A 17,738-nucleotide genomic window follows, 5' to 3' on the forward strand; every position below is an offset into this window, starting at 1 on the left:
TCCCTCCGACTTCTTCATCCCCAACATGGGATGGCGGGGGTCACCCGAACAAGGGGAACCTCCGGCTTTTTCTTTCCCTCGGCGGGATCCTGCTTTAATATCAGCCTGCGGACGAGATGTCGTTTGCATTGATGCTGACAATTATGGTTCTTCCGGATTATGAAACCTGCCTTTGCGCTGTCTTTTTCTACTACCGGAATTTCTCTGCACCACCATTCGGATGATGACTGGTTCCGTGTGGGCGAGGTCGATCTGGCCGCGTCGGACCTGAGCGATCAGTTGCGGGACCTGCGGGACAAGGGCTTTGCCCTTGAAAACGATCTGAGTTGCAAGGTCATGATCCCCTTGGATCAGGTACGGTTTCTGTCGGTCACAGCCGATGGCCCGCCCACGGATGAAGCCGACCAAAATGTGCGGGTCGCACTGGCCGATTCCACGCCCTATTCGGTCCAAGACCTGGTGTTCGCCACTTCCACAGCCGGTTCGACCACCTATGCTGCGGCAGTTACCAGGCAGACGCTGGACGAAGCCCGCGATTTTGCGATCGAGCACGGGTTTATCCCGGTTCAGTTCAGCACCGAACCCGACCCTCAGGACTTCCCCACAGACGTACTGTTTTCTGCACCGCCGCAGGACCGGCCTGCCGCGGACACCCTGCCCCCGGCAAGCGATACAACGGTGTCTGAGGATGCCACAAACGCGACGCCCGACGCGCCCACGGTTCATCCCGTTGCCGATGAAACGGCCCCGCCAGAGTTTCGCTCGGCCCCGGTCATGGGCTCCAATGTAACCCCAAAGGCGACCCCCGAACCACTGACAAAGCGCTATGCCGTACCAGCCGCTGCCGCTGCGGCTGTTTTTGGTGCCGCACTGGGGTTGTGGGCTTTGACCGGGTCGGACAGCAGCGAAACGTCCGACACCGAACTGGCACAGATCGAAAGCCCCCCATCAACGTCCGAAGCGTCAGCAAACGGCACCCCGGCTGAACCAGAGACAACATCGTCGCAGTCGGCTGAGGTGGCACCTGGTGCCACAGAATCCGACCCAATCGTGCCCGATCCGACCAGTGAAACCCCGCCGGATGTATCCGCCACCGATGCGGCGATCCTTGAGGCGCTGAAAGTGGCACCGACGCAGGTTGATGAGGTTGCCCGCGACGCGCAAACGCAACTTACCCTAACGCAAACCGGTCAGATCATCACAACGCCCGAACCGCTGATTTCGCCGCCATTGTCGCAACCAGTTGAGCTGTATCTGGCGTCGGTCGACAACTCTAACCTTTCGCGCGATGCCATTGCCCTGCCCCCGGTGCAAAGCCTTGAAACCGATGAGCCATTCGATCAGGTCGCATTGCCCAGCATCGCCGGGACGCGCTTTGATCTTGATGAACGCGGTTTGGTTATCCCCACACCCGAAGGCGCGCTGAACCCGGACGGTATCATCGTCTTTCTGGGACGTCCGTCGAAAGTTCCGCCAGAAGTTCCGGTCCGGTTCGAGCAGGAGCCAATTCAGGAAGACACAAACAATCGGCTGGCTGAAAAGCGCCCTAAACTCCGCCCCGGCGATCTGATTGAACGCTTTGAGCGCCAACAACTGGGCGGGCGCACACGCGGTGAACTGGCCGTTTTGCGCCCCAAACTGCGCCCCAAATCCTTGCAGGAACAGCCACAGGTCGATGAAACCCCGACTGCGTTGGCTGTTGTGCGCGTACCCCGCCCCAGAATTCGCCCGGCGGGTCTGGTGCGAACCTCGGGGACGAAGACCGCCAATCTGGGCTCGACCGCCGCAATTGCTCCGCAAGGTGCTGAGGCCGGGACTTTCAAACCGAAAGCCGTTGCGCCCAAGATACCATCCTCAGCTTCGGTTGCGCGGCGGGCAACGATCGACAATGCCCTTAATCTGCGTAAACTTAACCTGATCGGCGTATATGGCACCCCAGCCAACCGGCGGGCTCTGGTGCGCTTGCCCAGCGGGCGGTACAAAAAGCTGAAAATCGGGGACAGGATTGATGGCGGCAAGGTCATCGCAATCAGCGATAGCGAACTGCGTTACCAAAAGAAAGGCCGAAACCTGACGCTGAAAATGCCGCGCAGCTAAAGGGTTTTCACCGTTGTGACCGAGGGGACCCCTGCCCCTCGGAATTTCACCTTACACTTCAATACACGCATTCAAGCCGCTGATATTTCACCACTTTCAATCTGTTCACGTTCGATGGATTCAAAGAGCGCCTGAAAATTCCCCTCGCCGAACCCATCATCCCCTTTGCGCTGGATGAACTCGAAAAAGATCGGCCCGACCACCGCTTTTGAGAAGATTTGCAGCAGAATTCTGGTCTCGCCACCGTCAAGAACGCCCTCACCATCAATCAGAATGCCGTGCTTCATCATCTGATCCAGCGGCTCTGCGTGATCGGCAACGCGATCCTTGGACAAGTTATAGTAAGCTTCATTCGGGCCGGGCATAAACTTCAGACCCTTTTCAGCAATTGCATCGGTCGAGGCATAGATATCCTCGCTTCCGACCGCGATGTGCTGAATCCCCTCGCCTTTGTATTTCTTTAGGTAAGAGACGATCTGCCCGGTTTCCCCACGGTCTTCGTTGATTGGAATACGGATACGCCCACACGGCGATGTCAGGGCGCGGCTGTACAGGCCGGTAAACTTGCCCTGAATGTCAAAGAACCGAATTTCGCGAAAGTTGAACAGGTCTTCGTAAAACCGGAACCACTTGTCCATATTGCCTTTGTAGACATTGTGCGTCAGGTGATCGAGGTAATAGAACCCATCCCCGCCCGGTTTGGACTGTTTGATCCATTTGAACTCGGTATTGTATGGCGACGTGTCGTAATATTGATCAATGAAATAGATCAGCGACCCGCCGATCCCCTTGATTGCCGGAACGTCCAGTGTTTTGTCCGCGGCCTCGTAAGGCTCGGCACCTTGGGCAATCGCGTGCTCATATGCTTTTTGCGCATCGACAACACGCCAGCCCATCGCAGGTGCGCAGGGTCCGTGTTCTTCGACGAACCGCGCCGCAAAGCTGTTGGGGTCAGCGTTGAGAATATAGGTCACATCACCCTGCTGCCACAGTTCGACGGCAGGTTCGTTTTTATGGTGGCCAACCAGTTCATACCCCATCCTTGCGAACAGATCGCGCAATTCCTGCGGATCGGGATGCGCGAATTCGACGAATTCGAACCCATCGGTTCCGGCGGGGTTTTCTTTGCTGATGACAGATTTCGGGGCGTTGTGCGGGAAGGGTCCCATGGCGCGTCTCCGTATAAACAGGAATTTCTTTGCTGATTCCAAAATATGCCTTAAGCAACGCTGTTTCTGCGCATTGTTTTCGTGTAACTTCCCCTCATATGCGCAAACAACGCATGTATTTAAATTTTTTCGGAGAATTTGCGCATATGCTGGATTCCACTGACACACAGCTGCTGTCCGCATTGCAGAAAAACGCCCACCTAACCGCGCATCAGTTGGGGGAAATGTTGAACCTGTCGCCCAGCCAGGCAGGCCGCCGCCGTCAACGGCTTGAGGCCGAAGGCTATATTACCGGCTATGCCGCACGGTTGGACCCTTTGAAACTTGGGCTGCAGGTTCAGGGCTTTATCCAGGTGCATCTTGGCACCCATGGGCCGGAACAATCCAAAAGCTTTTCCCGTATGGTGGACAGTCGCCCCGAAATCACCAGCGCCTGGACGATGACCGGAGAGGCAGATTACCTGCTGCGGGTCTATTGCGACGATCTATCCGCCCTCAATCGCTTGCTTCATCAGGTGATACTGCCGCATCCTGCGGTGGCACGGGTTCAAAGCCAGATTGTGATGGATCAGCTTAAACGCGACGCGCCGCTGCCGACCTGAACCAACCGAAAGGACCAACATGGACGATTTCCTTTACCAGGCCTCGATCTATCTGGCTGCTGCCGTGATCGCGGTGCCCTTGTCGGCGCGTCTGGGTTTGGGATCTGTTCTGGGGTATCTGGCCGCCGGTATCGTCATCGGCCCGATCTTAGGTCTGGTCGGGGCCGAAACCGAAAGCCTGCAACATGTGGCCGAATTCGGCGTGGTCATGATGCTGTTCCTGATCGGGCTCGAACTTGAACCGCGTGCTTTGTGGGATATGCGGGACAGGCTTTTGGGGCTGGGCGGGCTACAGGTCGCATTGTCGACGGCGGTGATCGCAGGTGTCGCCATGTATGCGAACCACGCGTGGTCCATCGCCCTGGCCGTTGGTTTGACCCTGTCCCTGTCTTCCACCGCGATTGTGCTGCAAACCCTTTCGGAAAAAGGCTTGATGCGGACCAACGGCGGTCGGGCCACCTTTTCCGTGCTGTTGACGCAGGATATCGCGGTTATTCCAATTCTGGCCCTTCTGCCGCTGCTGGCGCTGCCTGCGACGCCGCACATCGAAAGCGATGGATCGATCGAGCGCGCGGCGCTGGATCTGCATGATGCCGGTCACCACAGCCTGTCTCTGGTCGAAGGTCTGCCCGGTTGGGCCGTCACGCTGGTCACCTTTGGCGCGATTGCATTCGTCATTTTTGCGGGCATCTATCTGACCCGCCCCCTGTTCCGTTTCATCCACGCAACCCGCCTGCGCGAGATGTATACGGCGCTGGCCCTGATGATCGTCGTAGGGATTTCCTTTCTGATGACCTTGGTGGGCCTGTCCCCCGCTCTGGGAGCTTTTCTGGCGGGTGTCGTACTGGCCAGCTCGGAATTCCGGCATGAGATGGAAAGCGATCTTGAGCCGTTCAAAGGCCTGTTTCTTGGCCTGTTCTTCATAACCGTTGGTGCCGGGATCGACGTCGCGTATTTCTTCGATGACCCGTTCGACCTGATCGGATTGGCCCTGCTGGTCATATTGGCGAAAGGGGTCATTCTGTTTGTGGTCGGACGTGCGTTTAATCTGCGCGGGCGCGATCACTGGCTGTTTACCCTCGGGCTGGCGCAGGCGGGGGAGTTCGGTTTTGTTCTGCTGGCCTTTTCAACGCAGCAGAACGTCATCCCGCCGGATCTGTCGCAAAAGCTGTTGATGATCATCGCGCTGACGATGCTGATCACACCGCTTTTGTTCATTATCTACGACCAGCTGTCGCGCCGGATCGGCGATGGCACCCCACCGCCCGAACCGGATGAGATCGACGAAAAAGGCCCGGTCATCATCGCCGGTATCGGTCGTTTTGGTCAGATCGTAAACCGCCTTGTGCGCGCCAGCGGGTTCAAGACCGTCGTTCTGGATCATGACATCGAAACCGTTCAATTGATGCGCCGCTTTGGCGTCAAGGGGTTTCTGGGCGACCCGACCCGGCCCGAATTGCTGCGCGCGGCGGGTCTTGAGAAAGCCTCGGTTTTGGTGGCGGCGATGGATGACCCCAAACATGTGACACGTCTGGTCAGCTATGCGCGACGTCAGCGTCCGGATCTGCACATCGTCGCCCGGGCCCATGACCGGACCCACGTGTACCAGCTGTATCAGGCGGGTGCGAACGACATCGTACGCGAGATGTTCGACAGCTCACTCAGGGCGGGTCGCTATGTTCTCGAAAACATCGGGCTCAGCGAATATGAGGCGGCCCAAGCCGAGCAGACATTCTATCACCATGACAGATCATCCGTTCGCGAATTGGCCGAACTTTGGATTCCCGGAATGCCCACGGCGGAAAACAAGAAATATATCGAACGTGCCCGGAAGCTTGAAAAGGACTTGGAAACAGAGCTTTTGGAACTGGCCGAGAAACACGCCAAGAAATCTGCGTAAGGCACAGGGATCGGTTACGAGGTTCTGGTGCGGTGCGCGTTGGAACACCGCATCAGTTTCGGTGGGAAGGGGGTGCCAGAACACCCCCACCCGTGCCGTTTTTATTCGCAAGGTGGATTACCCGTCTGAAACCCCGGCCTCGGCAAATGTCGCCATGCCTGAATGGCACGCCACGGCGCTGTTGAGGATATTGATGGCCAGCGCCCCGCCCGAGCCTTCGCCCAGGCGCAGGCCAAGGTTCAGCAATGGCTCTTTGCCCAGTTTGGACAGTAACGCCGCATGGGCGCCTTCGGCACTTTGATGGCCTGCGACAGCGTGATCCAAAGCAGTGCTGGTCACATCCGCCAAACAGGCCGCCGCAGCCGAGCAGATGAAACCGTCCAGAATAACCGGAATGCGCAGAATGCGCGCGGCGGCGATGGCTCCGGCCATGGCGGCGATCTCTCGCCCGCCGAGACGGCGCAGGATTTCCAACCCATCGCCCGAACCTGAATGCAAAGCGACACCTTCGCTCACAACGCGGGTTTTGTTGGCCAGCCCCGCATCGTCCACCCCGGTTCCGCGCCCGGTCCAATCCGCCGCCTCCCCGCCGAACAACGCGCAGGATATCGCAGCGGCAGGCGTCGTGTTCCCAATGCCCATTTCGCCGACCACCAACAGATCGGACTGCGGATCAACCGCGTCCCACCCGGTGCGCAGGGCCTGCAGCAGATCATCCTCGGACATGGCCGGACCGGTGGTGAAGTCTACCGTGGGCCGATCCAGGTCCAGCGCGTGCACATCCATCTTCGCGCCCGCAGCCTTTGCCAGTTGATTGACCGCCGCGCCGCCGTGTTCAAAGTTCATGACCATTTGCACCGTCACTTCGGGCGGAAAGGCCGATACACCCTGCGCCGTGACACCATGATTGCCCGCGAACACGATGACCTGTGGTGCCGTGATCTGCGGCCGGGCGTCGCCGCGCCAGCCAGCGTACCAGATGGCGATATCCTCAAGCCGGCCAAGCGCCCCCGGGGGTTTGGTCAGTTGCCCATTTCGATCCGTCGCGTCCCGCAGGGCGTTCTCGTCCGGACCCGGCGCCTGACTCAGGGCATCGCGGAGTGTATTCAGATCATTAAGTTCGGGCAGCATCCAAAGCCTCGTTGCATCAGAGTGGTCCTGTGTGTTTAACCGAAGCGTCCAAACCAACAAGACCCCGAAAGGCGCAGGAGTGCATAAAAACGACACCAAACTCTTTTCGCGGTGGGATATTCCGCTTGCAATCGTTTTGCTGACGCGTCTGCCGGTCCCGCGTTTGCCCGAAAAGGTGTTTGCGCGGCAAGCTGATGCGGTCTGGGCGTTTCCTGTGGTCGGGCTGGTGATTGGGGCGCTGGCCTGCGCTGTGGGCTGGGCGGCGGTGGCCCTTCACCTGCCCGCGACGGCCTGTGCAATCGGTCTGATCGCAGTGATGATCCTGACCACCGGCGCCATGCACGAGGACGGTCTTGCCGATACGATCGACGGTTTCTGGGGCGGTTTCACACCCGAACGCAGGCTTGAGATCATGAAGGACAGCCATATCGGCGCTTATGGTGTTCTGGGCCTGATCCTGTCGCAGTTTTTGCGCATCGCAATCGTTGCAACCCTGCTGTCAGCGGGTGCATTCACGGCAATCCTTGCAGCCTGCATCCTGTCGCGCGCCTTCATGCCGGTTCTGATGGTTGCCCTTCCCAACGCCCGAAACAGCGGGCTGAGCCATTCTGTCGGGGGGCCAAAGGTCGGAACCGCCGCAATCGGGCTTGGGGTGGCCGTTACCTGCGCTGCATTTCTGATGGGATCGGCCGCCATCATCCCCACATTGGTTGCCGCACTGACCGTTGCCGCATTTGCGCAGCTGGCAAAAACCAAGATCAACGGCCAGACGGGCGACGTTCTGGGGGCAACGCAACAATTGGTCGAGCTTTCATTTCTGACTGCCGCCGCCGCGGCGCTTTAGGCCACACCGCCGGTTTCGATCCTCAGAACCTCACCGCAGTGTTTGCAGTGCACGGCATCGGGGTCATGGCGGTACAGGCCGCAATTGGGGCATTTGTGGCGTACTTTTTGCGGCATGAATACCGCCTGCGCCAGACGAACAAACAAGGCCACGCCGACAACCATGATAAAGACCGAAAACAGCTTGCCCCCGGGGGTCGGTAAAGTGATGTCACCAAACCCGGTCGTGGTCAGCGTGGCCATGGTAAAATACAGCGCGTCTATATAGGCCGTCTGGCTGTTTTCCGGCATGAAAAAGACCAAAACGGCCGTGGATGTTACGAATACGAATACCAACAGGTTGATCGCCGCGATGACCGCGTCTTCGTGGGTTCGAAAAAAGTGGCTGTCCCGGCGCAGGTCCCGCAGAAGGTGATAGGAATGGATCAGCCGCAGGGCGCGCAAAATCCGCAAGAATGCCAGATTTCCGGTCAAGAATGGATCAAGCAGCAAAGAGAATATCACCACGATATCGGCCAGCGTGTAGATCTGGCGCAGCAGCTTCCAGCGGTCCTTCGCAATCCACAGCCGCGCCGAGAAATCCAGCAGGATCAGAAACCCGACGCACATGCTGGCAATCGTCATACCCGTGCCATGAGAGCTGTTGGCCGTCATGACAAAAAACACGATCGTTGCCGCATCAAACAGGATCAGCCCATAACGAAACCGGACCGAGATCGGGTCGTGCCCGATATAAAGGAACTTTACCGTTTGCTTCATGCTGGCCCTGTATCCGCTTTTGTACAAAAGAAAATTAGCCGCAAACAGCCCGCCCACTCAAGCGACCACCCACGAAAAAGACCGCCCCCTTGCAGGAGCGGCCCCAAAAAACAGTCAGAAGCGATCAGGCGGCGGCGGCAGCAGCGCGCGAGGTCAGAACCTCATCCACCTGTTTGGCAGCCGAAATCTCGCCAGCCCCGGAAACTGCGGCAACCTCGCGGGTCAGGCGTTCAAGCGCGGCTTCGTACAGCTGACGCTCGGAATAGCTCTGCTCGCGCTGATCGTCGGTGCGGTGCAGGTCGCGAACCACTTCGGCGATCGAGATCAGGTCGCCCGAGTTGATTTTCTGTTCATATTCCTGCGCCCGGCGCGACCACATGGCGCGTTTCACCTTGGCCTTACCCTTCAGGGTTTTCATCGCCTGGCTGATGACATCCGGCGAGCTGAGAGACCGCAGGCCGGATTCGGTGACCTTGTTGGTCGGCACCCGCAGGGTCATCTTATCCTTCTCAAATGAGATGACGAACAGCTCGAGCGAATATCCCGCGACTTCCTGTTCTTCGATCGAAACGATCTGACCCACGCCATGCGCGGGGTAAACAACATAGTCATTCGGGCGGAACTCAAGCTTTTTCGACTTAGACATACAGGTTCATCCTTGGTTATTGCGCGAGACACAGACGACAAAACACCCAAGCCGGAGCCACATTCGGCCCCGTCGAGCGGTTGGTTTGTCAAAAAATCAGAACTCCAAAGTAGTCATACTTACGGAGTACATCCCCATCTCATTCATCATTCAGCTTACGAGTATACCACAAAATTGCGACACTCGAAAGGCTACCGCAGGGTGTGCGGAATAAAATGGTTTCACCTCTGATAGTTAAGGCAAAAACCTGCTTTGAATTCGACGCGTTGGCCCGCGAATCGCCTAGCCGCCCTCGCCGGGAGCCTCAGAGAAATACTTCTCCATCTTGCCTTCTTCACCGTCGCGTTCCTCGGCCTCGGGCAGAGGATCTTTTTTGGTGACAATCACAGGCCACTGCTCCGAGAACTTGCGGTTGAATTCGACCCATTGATCCATGCCCGGTTCCGTATCCGGACGGATCGCATCCGCAGGGCATTCGGGTTCACACACACCACAATCAATGCACTCATCAGGATGGATGACCAGAGTGTTCTCACCTTCATAGAAACAATCGACCGGGCATACCTCGACACAGTCGGTGTATTTGCAGGCGATACAGTTCTCGGTCACAACATAGGTCATAGTGGGATTCCCGTTTGCGGTTTGGGCGTGTAGCTAATTCAGTATCGCCGTTTCTTCAAGGGATGATCACCTGTCAGGTGTGCGAGAAAGATCAAGCGCACGTCGATCTTTCTTGGATGGGCGACCTTTTCCCTCAAACCCCGGATTTCGTGGCGCTGTGTCCTGTTTTTCCGTCAGGTCTGAATACAATGTTTGCGCCTCAGTGGCTGGACCGCGTCTTTCGCCAAGTTTTTCAACGCGAACGACCCGGACCTGACGCCCCTGAGTAAATGTAAGAACGTCGCCCGGTCCCACGGCCTGCGCCGGTTTCAGGACCTTGTTGCCGTTCACACGCACATGGCCGCCGCTGACCTGTTTGGCGGACAGGCTGCGGGTCTTGAAGAACCGCGCCTGCCATAGCCATTTGTCGATCCGCAGCTTGGCCTCGGCCATTGGCGGTCAGTTACCGTCTTTCAAACCCATCAGCGCTGCTGCGAACGGGTTGTCCGGATCGATAGCCTTTTCCTTTTTCGGAGGCCGGGACGAGAAGGTCTTGGCGCCTTGTGGTTTGCCGGGCTTCTTGCCCGCTGGCTTGCCGCGACCGCCCTGAGGCTTGCCGCGCGGTTTACCCTTGCCCTGCCCTTGTTCGCGACGCGGGCCGCGATTGGCCTGGCGCTGACGCCCCCAGGTGAAGGTATAGAACACTTCGACCTCTGGCTCATCAGAAGCAGAGGCCTCGGCTGCCGCCTCGGTGCTTTCGGTGGCCTCGGCTGACGCCTCGGCGGGGGTGGCGGTTTCTTCGGGTGCCGCTTCCGAAGCCGGAGGTTCTTCGGCTGCAGGCTGCTCTGCCGCCTCGGTCGAAGGGGTCTCAGCCGGTGCGGCTTTGACCTTTTCGCGCTCACCACGCTCGGCCTTGTAGCCCAGCCCCTGCATCAGGTCGGCGAATTGTTCCAGCGTCATTCCGGTGATCGACAGCATGTCGGGCTTGGCTTCGAACCCGCCACGACTGTCTTCGGCGCGCAACATGTCAGCCAGACGTTCCAGCATGTCGATACGGATCGAGCGTTCCCCCGCATCGCGGTAGCCGCACATGGTATCGTAGCCCTCGGGCGCGTCTTTGGCGACCGGTACGGTGACCAGTCCCGGAGGCGGAGCGTCGGGGAATTCCTGTAGTCCGTTAGCCAGTGCCCACAGAACCAGACGCAGACGCGTCGGTGCGGGTTTCAGCAGCAGCGGCATGAAGATGGTGAACTGACCAAACCGGATGCCATGCTTACGCAGGGCACCACGGGCATCCTGATCCAGATCCTTGACGTCCTGCGCGACCTGCGCACGCGGCAGCAGGCCCATAGCCTCGACCATACGGAAGGCAAATCCCTTGGCCAGACCGGACAGTTCTTCATCACGCGACAGGTTCAGCAGCGGCTCGAACAGAGCGGCAACCTTGCGGTCGATGAAATGCTGCAGACGGCGCTGAACTTTCTGTTCAACATCGGGGCCTGCGGCCTCATCCACAAAAACCTCGACCATTGGCTTGAGAGGGTCTGCCCCGGCAACCAGTTTACCAACAGCATATTCACCCCACATCAGGCCACCCTGATCGGTAAAATCAATCTCGGTATCGGGCGCATTATAGAAGCGGTCGGCGCGCAGATGGAATTGCGGCGCGAGTGCTTGCAAGGACGCCGATTTCAAAGCTTTCGCCTCGGTCCCCTGCGCGTTTTTGTCCGGGGTAAACCGGAACCCTTCCAAACGACCGACGAATTCGCCTTCGACGGTCACTTCACCCTTGTCATTTACTTCGGCCAAAAGGGCCTCCTTCTGTTTGAGCCGGCGCAACAAAACAGATGTACGCCGGTCCACAAATCTTTGCGTCAAACGCGCATGCAACGCATCCGATACTCTGTCTTCTACAGCGCGGGTTTCGGCGCGCCAATGTGATTCGTCACGCACCCAGCCTTTTCGCTGCGCAACATATGTCCAGGTCCGAATATATGCCAACCTTTTGGAGAGCGCATCAATATCCCCGTCCGTCCGGTCAATCTGGCGGATTTGCCGCGCCAAGAAATCATCGGGGATCGCCTTGCGTTCGTGCAAGTGACCATAGATCACCTCTAGCAGGCTGGCGTGTTCGGCATGGCTGATGCCGCGAAAATCGGGAATTCGACACACATCCCACAGCAAACGGATCGACGGGCCATCGCTGGCGCGGGCTGCGACCTCAGCCACCTGCGACAGCGATTTCAGCGCATTCAGATCATCGGCGGGCCGCGCTTTGATCAGATGTTCGTCCTCGGGGCTGACCTCAAGCGCATCAATCAGCGCGTCGATTGAGCCAAATCGCAAAGCAGCATTTCGCCAGTTCAGCTTTTTCATCGGCGTGAAACGGCTGTCCATGATCGCCTGCGCCATACCTTCGTCCAGCGGCGGTGCCTCACCCGTCACGCCAAAGGTGCCGTCAGACATGCCCCGCCCGGCACGGCCGGCAATCTGCGCCAGTTCATTGGGGGCCAGCGGACGCATCCGGCGACCGTCGAATTTGGACAGAGAGGAAAACGCCACATGGTTCACGTCCAAATTCAAACCCATACCGATGGCGTCGGTGGCGACCAGATAATCAACCTCGCCATTCTGATAGAGATCGACCTGCGCGTTTCGCGTACGCGGGCTGAGCGCGCCCATGACCACAGCAGCACCACCCTTTTGGCGGCGCAACAACTCGGCGATGGCATAAACATTTTCGACCGAGAACCCGACGATGGCACTGCGCGCGGGCATCCGGCTGATCTTTTTTGATCCGGAATACACCAACTGCGACATCCGTTCACGGCGGATAAACTGCGCCTGAGGCACCAGCGCCGCGATTGCGCTGCGCACGGTGTCAGAGCCCAGAAAAAGCGTCTCATTGGTGCCGCGCGACCGCAACAGGCGATCCGTGAAAACGTGACCGCGTTCGGGATCGGCGCATAGCTGAATTTCATCAATGGCCACGAAATCCGCGCCCATGCCTTCGGGCATCGCCTCGACCGTGCAGACCCAATATTGGGTGCGCGGCGGCACGATCCGTTCCTCACCCGTGACCAGCGCTACAACGGATGGCCCCCGGATCGCGACGATCTTGTCATAGACCTCGCGCGCAAGCAGGCGCAGCGGCAGGCCGATGACACCAGTCCGGTATCCCAGCATCCGCTCGATTGCGTAATGGGTTTTACCTGTGTTTGTCGGGCCTAGAACGGCCACGATTCGGGATGACCCGTTCACCTTTGCCCCCTGCCCCGGACTTTACAGCGCTGCGCCTTCAATCTGAGGCTTCAGTCGATTCACGGCATTGGTTACTTCGTCATGATGAGGATGTATAGCCAACGCGCGCGAATAGGCACCGTACGCTTTGTCAGGCTGGCCCACGATCTCGAATATCAGGCCAAGACCATAAATAGCCTCATAGTTGTTCGGGTTCAGCGTCAATGCGTGTTCCAGATCGGCGGCGGCCATCCCGAACCTCTCCATCCCAAAAAAGACCGAAGCCCGGACATGCCACCCTTCGGCGAACGCAGGCGCATGATCTGTCAGGGCTGTCAGATGTTCGACAGCAGCCACCGTGTCACCGTCATCCAGTGCTTCGCGGCCGCGTTCCAAAAGCAAATCAGCCGAGGCTGAGCCTGAAAGCGACCAAAGCGCTTTGAGCTGGCGATCAATGCCAATCGCTTGATCCGGGGTTGATTGCACGAGTTGCCGCAATAGCTCTGCCTCGTCCCGCGTGTCCGCCTGTTGGGCGAAACCACTGGTGGAATACGTGACTAGCAGCAGCGTTGCCGCAACGATACCTTTGAGATTGTAGCTTGCAATGGCCATAACAGTGTTCAGTGTAGCGTAGCGCCAAGGGAAGTCCATTCCCTGCGCTCAAAACTAAGTGAGGAATACCATGAGCGACACCCTGGAAAAAGCCGCAGCAGCGCTGAGTGATAAACTGTCGGGCGGCAATTTTGACGCGTCGGCCAAATTTGCGATCGCAGAACTTGGCTCGATCGTTCTGGACGCAAACGGCGCACGCGTCAGCGATGACGACGCCGACGTCACAATGAGCTCGGACGCAGACACGTTCGAACAAATCCTGAGCGGCGACCTGAACCCAACCGGTGCATTCATGTCCGGCAAGCTGACCATTGATGGCGACATGGGCGTTGCCATGAAGCTTGCGTCGGCTCTGGCCTGATGGCGTTGCTGCCGGCCCCTTTGTTTGAAGACATGGCCGGCGGTCCCGCCGGTGGTAAGGCCCATTGGCTGAACACGGCGGACAATACACGTATTCGGGCGGCCCATTGGTTGCCCGAAGGCGATGCGTGCGGCACGGTGATGATGTATCCCGGCCGCACGGAATATATCGAAAAATACGGCGACGCAGCGGCGGAATTCGTTAACCGGGGATTTGCCTTTCTATCCATTGACTGGCGGGGTCAGGGATTGGCTGATCGCCTGCTGGATGATCCACGTATTGGGCATGTTGATCAGTTCACCGATTACCAAAAAGATGTGCGGGCGACGCTGGATCTGGCAGCTGAACTACAGTTGCCTAAGCCTTGGTATGTCATTGGTCATTCAATGGGCGGTGCAATCGGACTGCGGGCGGTTCTGGAAAACGACTGTTTTTCAGCCTGTGCCTTCACCGGGCCGATGTGGGGCATCTACTTTAACCCGATCATGAAACCACTCAGCCGGCTGACGGCCTATTGGGGCCCAAGGGTTGGCCTTGGGGAAAAGACACCTCCGACGACAACGCTTGAAAGCTATGTGCTGTCGGAACCTTTCGAAGGCAACTCGCTGACCCGTGATCTGGCGATGTACAAGATGATGCAGGATCAATTGCTTGCACATCCTGAGCTGGCGCTGGGCGCGCCGTCGACGATCTGGTTGCGCGAGGCGCTGGATGAATGCGCCTGGCTGATGGAACAACCAGCGCCGACAACTCCGGGTTTGACGTTTCTGGGCAGCCACGAACAGATCGTGGACCGCAAAGCCATTCGTGCCCGCGTGGCGAATTGGCCGAACGGCACCCTGATCGAAGTTCCAGAAGGCGAACACGAGGTCTTGATGGAACCCGCGGACGTACGCGGACCCGTTTTCGATCAACTGGCGGCGCTTTTTATGGCGACGCAATCCGACCCAAAGCCCGAGCCCGCGCTGTCAAGCTGATGCGATATGCGCGCAAAGGCGGCTTGTGATCCAGACCGCCCGCGCCTAAATGTTTGCCAAAGCAGATATTCCGAGGTGAACCATGCGCGACCTTCCCTTTCCCGTCCGTGACGCAAACGCAGCCGGAGGAACCGGCAATCTCGGCAACCTGCCGGAATGGGACCTGAGCGACCTTTACAGTTCGGAAGACGCGCCCGAGTTGGACCGTGATCTAACCTGGCTTGAGGGGGAATGCGCATCCTTTGCCGCAGATTACGAAGGCAAACTGGCCGATCTGGACGCTGCGGGCCTGCTGGCCTGCGTTTTGCGCAACGAAAAGATCAACTCGGTCGCGGGGCGCGTCATGTCCTTTGCCGGTCTGCGTTATTACCAGCTGACCACAGATGCCGACCGGGCCAAATTCCTGTCGGACATGCAGGAAAAGATCACCATCTTCACCACTCCGCTGGTGTTCTTCACGCTTGAGATCAACCGCATCGACGATGACGTGCTCAAGGCGCATTTCGATGCAAGTACCGATCTGGCACGCTATGAACCGGTTTTCCGCCGTATCCGCGCGATGAAGCCTTACCAGCTGTCGGATGAGCTGGAAAAATTCCTGCACGATCTGGGCGTTGTCGGCGACGCATGGGAACGCCTGTTCGACGAGACCATCGCCGGGCTGACCTTTACCGTTGATGGCGAAGAGCTGAACATCGAAGGCACCCTGAGCTTTTTGACCGAGCAGGACCGCAGCAAACGCGAGGCTGCCGCGCGCGAACTGGCCCGGGTGTTTCAAGACAACGTCAAAACCTTTGCTCGTGTGCACAACACACAGGCCAAGGAAAAGGAAATCGTCGACCGCTGGCGCAACATGCCGACTGCGCAAACGGGACGCCACCTTTCGAACGACGTGGAACCCGAAGTGGTTGAGGCCCTGCGTGAGGCGGTCGTGGCCGCCTATCCCAAACTGAGCCACCGGTATTACGAGCTAAAGCGCAAGTGGCTGGGGTTGGACGTCATGCAGGTCTGGGACCGCAACGCGCCCCTGCCGATGGAAGACTCGCGCATCGTCGACTGGGCCGAGGCGGAAAAGACCGTGATGGATGCCTATAACGCCTTTGATCCGCGTATGGGGGAAATCGCGACGCCATTCTTCACCAAAGGCTGGATTGATGCGGCGGTAAAGCCCGGCAAAGCACCGGGTGCATTTGCGCATCCCACGGTGACCGATGTGCACCCCTATGTGATGCTCAACTATCTGGGCAAACCGCGCGATGTGATGACACTGGCGCATGAACTGGGCCACGGCGTCCATCAGGTTCTGGCCGCCGATCAGGGCGAAATGCTGTCATCCACCCCGCTGACGCTGGCCGAAACCGCCTCTGTCTTTGGCGAGATGCTGACCTTCCGCAAAATGCTGGATCAGGCAGAAACGCCGGAACAGCGCAAAGTGCTGCTGGCGGGCAAGGTCGAGGACATGATCAACACGGTCGTCCGCCAGATCGCCTTTTACGATTTCGAATGCAAACTGCACGCGGCCCGTCGCGAGGGTGAACTGACCCCCGACGACATCAATGCCCTTTGGATGAGCGTTCAGGCCGAAAGCCTTGGCCCGGCGTTTGAATACATGGATGGGTATGAGACATTCTGGGCCTATATCCCGCATTTCGTCCACTCGCCCTTCTACGTCTATGCCTATGCGTTTGGTGATGGCTTGGTGAACGCGCTCTATTCCGTATACGAAAGCGGATCTGAGGGGTTCGAGGACAAGTATTTCGACATGTTGCGCGCCGGTGGGTCCAAACACCACAAGGAACTGCTGGCCCCCTTTGGGCTGGATGCCAGCGATCCAAAGTTCTGGGACAAGGGCCTGTCGATGATCTCGGGCTTCATTGATGAACTGGAAGCGATGGAAGGCTGATCACTTCTGGCTTTTGGTTGTCAGGAACACGGCAGCCACGATCAACACCGCACCAAGGGCCGCGACCGGAGTGATCGTGGCCCCCAAAAACAGCGCTGAGTTGATGAACGTGAACACGACGGAGGCGGCGAACATCAAGGTCGCCGTCAGCGTCGACACCCGCGCTGCGGCCTCGTACCACAAGTAATAGGCCAGCGCGGTTGGCAACACGCCCAGCAGGATCAGGAAAACCACATCGTTGGCCGTGGGCACTTGCAGGGTAAACGCGGCCATAGGAAGCAACAGCACGCCCGAACACAGGAAGATTCCAAACAAAAAGTTCAGGCGCTCAGCGGTCGATTCCGAATTGCGCATCGCCCGGCTGCTGGAGATCAAGAACACCGCCCAGCTGAGGCCCGCCCCGATTTCCAACAGATCGCCAAACAGGGGTTCTCCGCCCCCTTGGAAATCTCGGTAAACGGTTAAGAACACGCCTGTAATCGCCAGTGCAGTCGCCAGAAAATCCGTGCGTGTGACAGGCGTATCGGCAAAGAAATACAGGAAGATCAGCACAAAGAAGGGCGCGGTGTTTTCAAGCACCATGGCGTTGGCCGCGCCGGTATGTTCCAGCCCAATGTGGAACAGGATATAGTTGATCACCGTCGACAGAACAGCCAGCCGAAAGTTCCAATCCCCCAGCCGGATCGACATAGCAACCCGCATCACTCGCAACAGGCCATAGATGGCAAGCGCCGCGATGAACAGGCGCGTCACCGCGATCTGCAGCCCGCCCAGATCGCTGGTCAGATACCTGACAATGACGCTGTGCGTGCCCCACAGGAATGCCGCCAGAAACCCAAGAAACAAGCCATTCTGTAACAAGGGCCGTTTCGTTGGGGCGTCCGGCATACCTTGGCCC

Annotated in this window: 16 protein-coding genes; 7 read left to right on the forward strand and 9 right to left on the reverse strand. The window is 58.3% G+C overall.

What is annotated here, in order from left to right; all coding sequences use genetic code 11:
- Positions 1-159 precede the first annotated feature (159 nt).
- Positions 160-2,097, forward strand: a complete 1,938-nt coding sequence (locus tag JT51_RS02450; protein ID WP_037307391.1) for a hypothetical protein — start codon at positions 160-162, stop codon at positions 2,095-2,097.
- A 71-nt stretch (positions 2,098-2,168) separates the two neighbouring features.
- Here the strand turns inward: JT51_RS02450 and hppD are convergent, their stop codons facing one another.
- Positions 2,169-3,266 carry a 4-hydroxyphenylpyruvate dioxygenase gene (hppD, locus tag JT51_RS02455; protein WP_037307393.1) on the reverse strand — a complete coding sequence of 366 codons (1,098 nt, stop codon included), beginning with the start codon at positions 3,264-3,266 and terminating at the stop codon, positions 2,169-2,171.
- Between the two features lie 146 nt (positions 3,267-3,412).
- Between hppD and JT51_RS02460 the strand changes: the two genes are divergently transcribed.
- Complete coding sequence (locus JT51_RS02460; protein WP_037309318.1) at positions 3,413-3,868, forward strand: Lrp/AsnC family transcriptional regulator; 456 nt, start codon at positions 3,413-3,415, stop codon at positions 3,866-3,868.
- A gap of 19 nt (positions 3,869-3,887) precedes the next feature.
- Positions 3,888-5,768, forward strand: coding sequence for a monovalent cation:proton antiporter-2 (CPA2) family protein (locus JT51_RS02465; protein ID WP_037307395.1), 1,881 nt, complete (start codon positions 3,888-3,890; stop codon positions 5,766-5,768).
- A 117-nt stretch (positions 5,769-5,885) separates the two neighbouring features.
- Here the strand turns inward: JT51_RS02465 and cobT are convergent, their stop codons facing one another.
- Positions 5,886-6,899 carry a nicotinate-nucleotide--dimethylbenzimidazole phosphoribosyltransferase gene (cobT, locus tag JT51_RS02470; RefSeq protein WP_037307398.1) on the reverse strand — a complete coding sequence of 338 codons (1,014 nt, stop codon included), beginning with the start codon at positions 6,897-6,899 and terminating at the stop codon, positions 5,886-5,888.
- Between the two features lie 79 nt (positions 6,900-6,978).
- On the opposite strand from cobT, the gene cobS reads away from it, so the two are divergent.
- On the forward strand, positions 6,979-7,743 hold the full coding sequence (gene cobS, locus JT51_RS02475; protein ID WP_037309322.1) for an adenosylcobinamide-GDP ribazoletransferase: 765 nt from the start codon (positions 6,979-6,981) through the stop codon (positions 7,741-7,743).
- Here cobS and JT51_RS02480 read toward each other — a convergent pair.
- From JT51_RS02480 to JT51_RS02505, 6 genes are all read right to left on the reverse strand, one after another.
- Positions 7,740-8,501 carry an ion channel gene (locus tag JT51_RS02480; RefSeq protein ID WP_037307400.1) on the reverse strand — a complete coding sequence of 254 codons (762 nt, stop codon included), beginning with the start codon at positions 8,499-8,501 and terminating at the stop codon, positions 7,740-7,742. The two genes, cobS and JT51_RS02480, sit on opposite strands and share 4 nt — an antisense overlap.
- Before the next feature lie 124 nt (positions 8,502-8,625).
- The gene (locus JT51_RS02485) at positions 8,626-9,147 is read right to left on the reverse strand and encodes a CarD family transcriptional regulator (protein ID WP_037307402.1); all 522 of its coding nucleotides are present in this window, start codon (positions 9,145-9,147) and stop codon (positions 8,626-8,628) included.
- A 282-nt stretch (positions 9,148-9,429) separates the two neighbouring features.
- Entirely contained in the window at positions 9,430-9,768 is a 339-nt protein-coding gene (gene fdxA, locus JT51_RS02490) for a ferredoxin FdxA (RefSeq protein ID WP_037307404.1), read from the reverse strand.
- A gap of 66 nt (positions 9,769-9,834) precedes the next feature.
- The gene (locus tag JT51_RS02495; protein WP_037307406.1) at positions 9,835-10,200 is read right to left on the reverse strand and encodes an RNA-binding S4 domain-containing protein; all 366 of its coding nucleotides are present in this window, start codon (positions 10,198-10,200) and stop codon (positions 9,835-9,837) included.
- A gap of 6 nt (positions 10,201-10,206) precedes the next feature.
- The gene (locus tag JT51_RS02500; protein WP_037307408.1) at positions 10,207-13,008 is read right to left on the reverse strand and encodes a helicase-related protein; all 2,802 of its coding nucleotides are present in this window, start codon (positions 13,006-13,008) and stop codon (positions 10,207-10,209) included.
- A 21-nt stretch (positions 13,009-13,029) separates the two neighbouring features.
- On the reverse strand, positions 13,030-13,638 hold the full coding sequence (locus JT51_RS02505; RefSeq protein ID WP_037307410.1) for a tetratricopeptide repeat protein: 609 nt from the start codon (positions 13,636-13,638) through the stop codon (positions 13,030-13,032).
- Between the two features lie 31 nt (positions 13,639-13,669).
- On the opposite strand from JT51_RS02505, the gene JT51_RS02510 reads away from it, so the two are divergent.
- The 3 genes from JT51_RS02510 (at position 13,670) to JT51_RS02520 (ending at position 16,840) form a co-directional block, all read left to right on the forward strand.
- The gene (locus JT51_RS02510; RefSeq protein WP_037307412.1) at positions 13,670-13,960 is read left to right on the forward strand and encodes an SCP2 sterol-binding domain-containing protein; all 291 of its coding nucleotides are present in this window, start codon (positions 13,670-13,672) and stop codon (positions 13,958-13,960) included.
- A complete protein-coding gene (locus tag JT51_RS02515; protein ID WP_037307414.1) occupies positions 13,960-14,937 on the forward strand; it encodes an alpha/beta fold hydrolase in 978 nt (325 codons plus the stop codon). The genes JT51_RS02510 and JT51_RS02515 overlap by 1 nt, the downstream gene beginning before the upstream one ends.
- 82 nt (positions 14,938-15,019) lie before the next feature.
- On the forward strand, positions 15,020-16,840 hold the full coding sequence (locus JT51_RS02520) for a M3 family oligoendopeptidase (RefSeq protein WP_037307416.1): 1,821 nt from the start codon (positions 15,020-15,022) through the stop codon (positions 16,838-16,840).
- Here JT51_RS02520 and JT51_RS02525 read toward each other — a convergent pair whose 3' ends face one another.
- Entirely contained in the window at positions 16,841-17,728 is an 888-nt protein-coding gene (locus JT51_RS02525; RefSeq protein ID WP_037307418.1) for a DMT family transporter, read from the reverse strand.
- Between the last annotated feature and the right edge of the window lie 10 nt (positions 17,729-17,738).

Origin of the sequence: Ruegeria halocynthiae, from assembly GCF_000743705.1 — a bacterium.
Lineage (GTDB): Bacteria > Pseudomonadota > Alphaproteobacteria > Rhodobacterales > Rhodobacteraceae > Ruegeria > Ruegeria halocynthiae_B.

Coding starts and splice junctions, on each gene's coding strand:
- JT51_RS02480 (WP_037307400.1), bottom strand. CDS start 8,501: ATGAAGCAAACGGTAAAGTTCCTTTATATCGGGCACGACCCGATCTCG.
- JT51_RS02460 (WP_037309318.1), top strand. CDS start 3,413: ATGCTGGATTCCACTGACACACAGCTGCTGTCCGCATTGCAGAAAAAC.
- JT51_RS02495 (WP_037307406.1), bottom strand. CDS start 10,200: ATGGCCGAGGCCAAGCTGCGGATCGACAAATGGCTATGGCAGGCGCGG.
- JT51_RS02525 (WP_037307418.1), bottom strand. CDS start 17,728: ATGCCGGACGCCCCAACGAAACGGCCCTTGTTACAGAATGGCTTGTTT.
- hppD (WP_037307393.1), bottom strand. CDS start 3,266: ATGGGACCCTTCCCGCACAACGCCCCGAAATCTGTCATCAGCAAAGAA.
- JT51_RS02515 (WP_037307414.1), top strand. CDS start 13,960: ATGGCGTTGCTGCCGGCCCCTTTGTTTGAAGACATGGCCGGCGGTCCC.
- JT51_RS02465 (WP_037307395.1), top strand. CDS start 3,888: ATGGACGATTTCCTTTACCAGGCCTCGATCTATCTGGCTGCTGCCGTG.
- fdxA (WP_037307404.1), bottom strand. CDS start 9,768: ATGACCTATGTTGTGACCGAGAACTGTATCGCCTGCAAATACACCGAC.
- JT51_RS02485 (WP_037307402.1), bottom strand. CDS start 9,147: ATGTCTAAGTCGAAAAAGCTTGAGTTCCGCCCGAATGACTATGTTGTT.
- JT51_RS02450 (WP_037307391.1), top strand. CDS start 160: ATGAAACCTGCCTTTGCGCTGTCTTTTTCTACTACCGGAATTTCTCTG.
- JT51_RS02505 (WP_037307410.1), bottom strand. CDS start 13,638: ATGGACTTCCCTTGGCGCTACGCTACACTGAACACTGTTATGGCCATT.
- JT51_RS02520 (WP_037307416.1), top strand. CDS start 15,020: ATGCGCGACCTTCCCTTTCCCGTCCGTGACGCAAACGCAGCCGGAGGA.
- cobT (WP_037307398.1), bottom strand. CDS start 6,899: ATGCTGCCCGAACTTAATGATCTGAATACACTCCGCGATGCCCTGAGT.
- JT51_RS02510 (WP_037307412.1), top strand. CDS start 13,670: ATGAGCGACACCCTGGAAAAAGCCGCAGCAGCGCTGAGTGATAAACTG.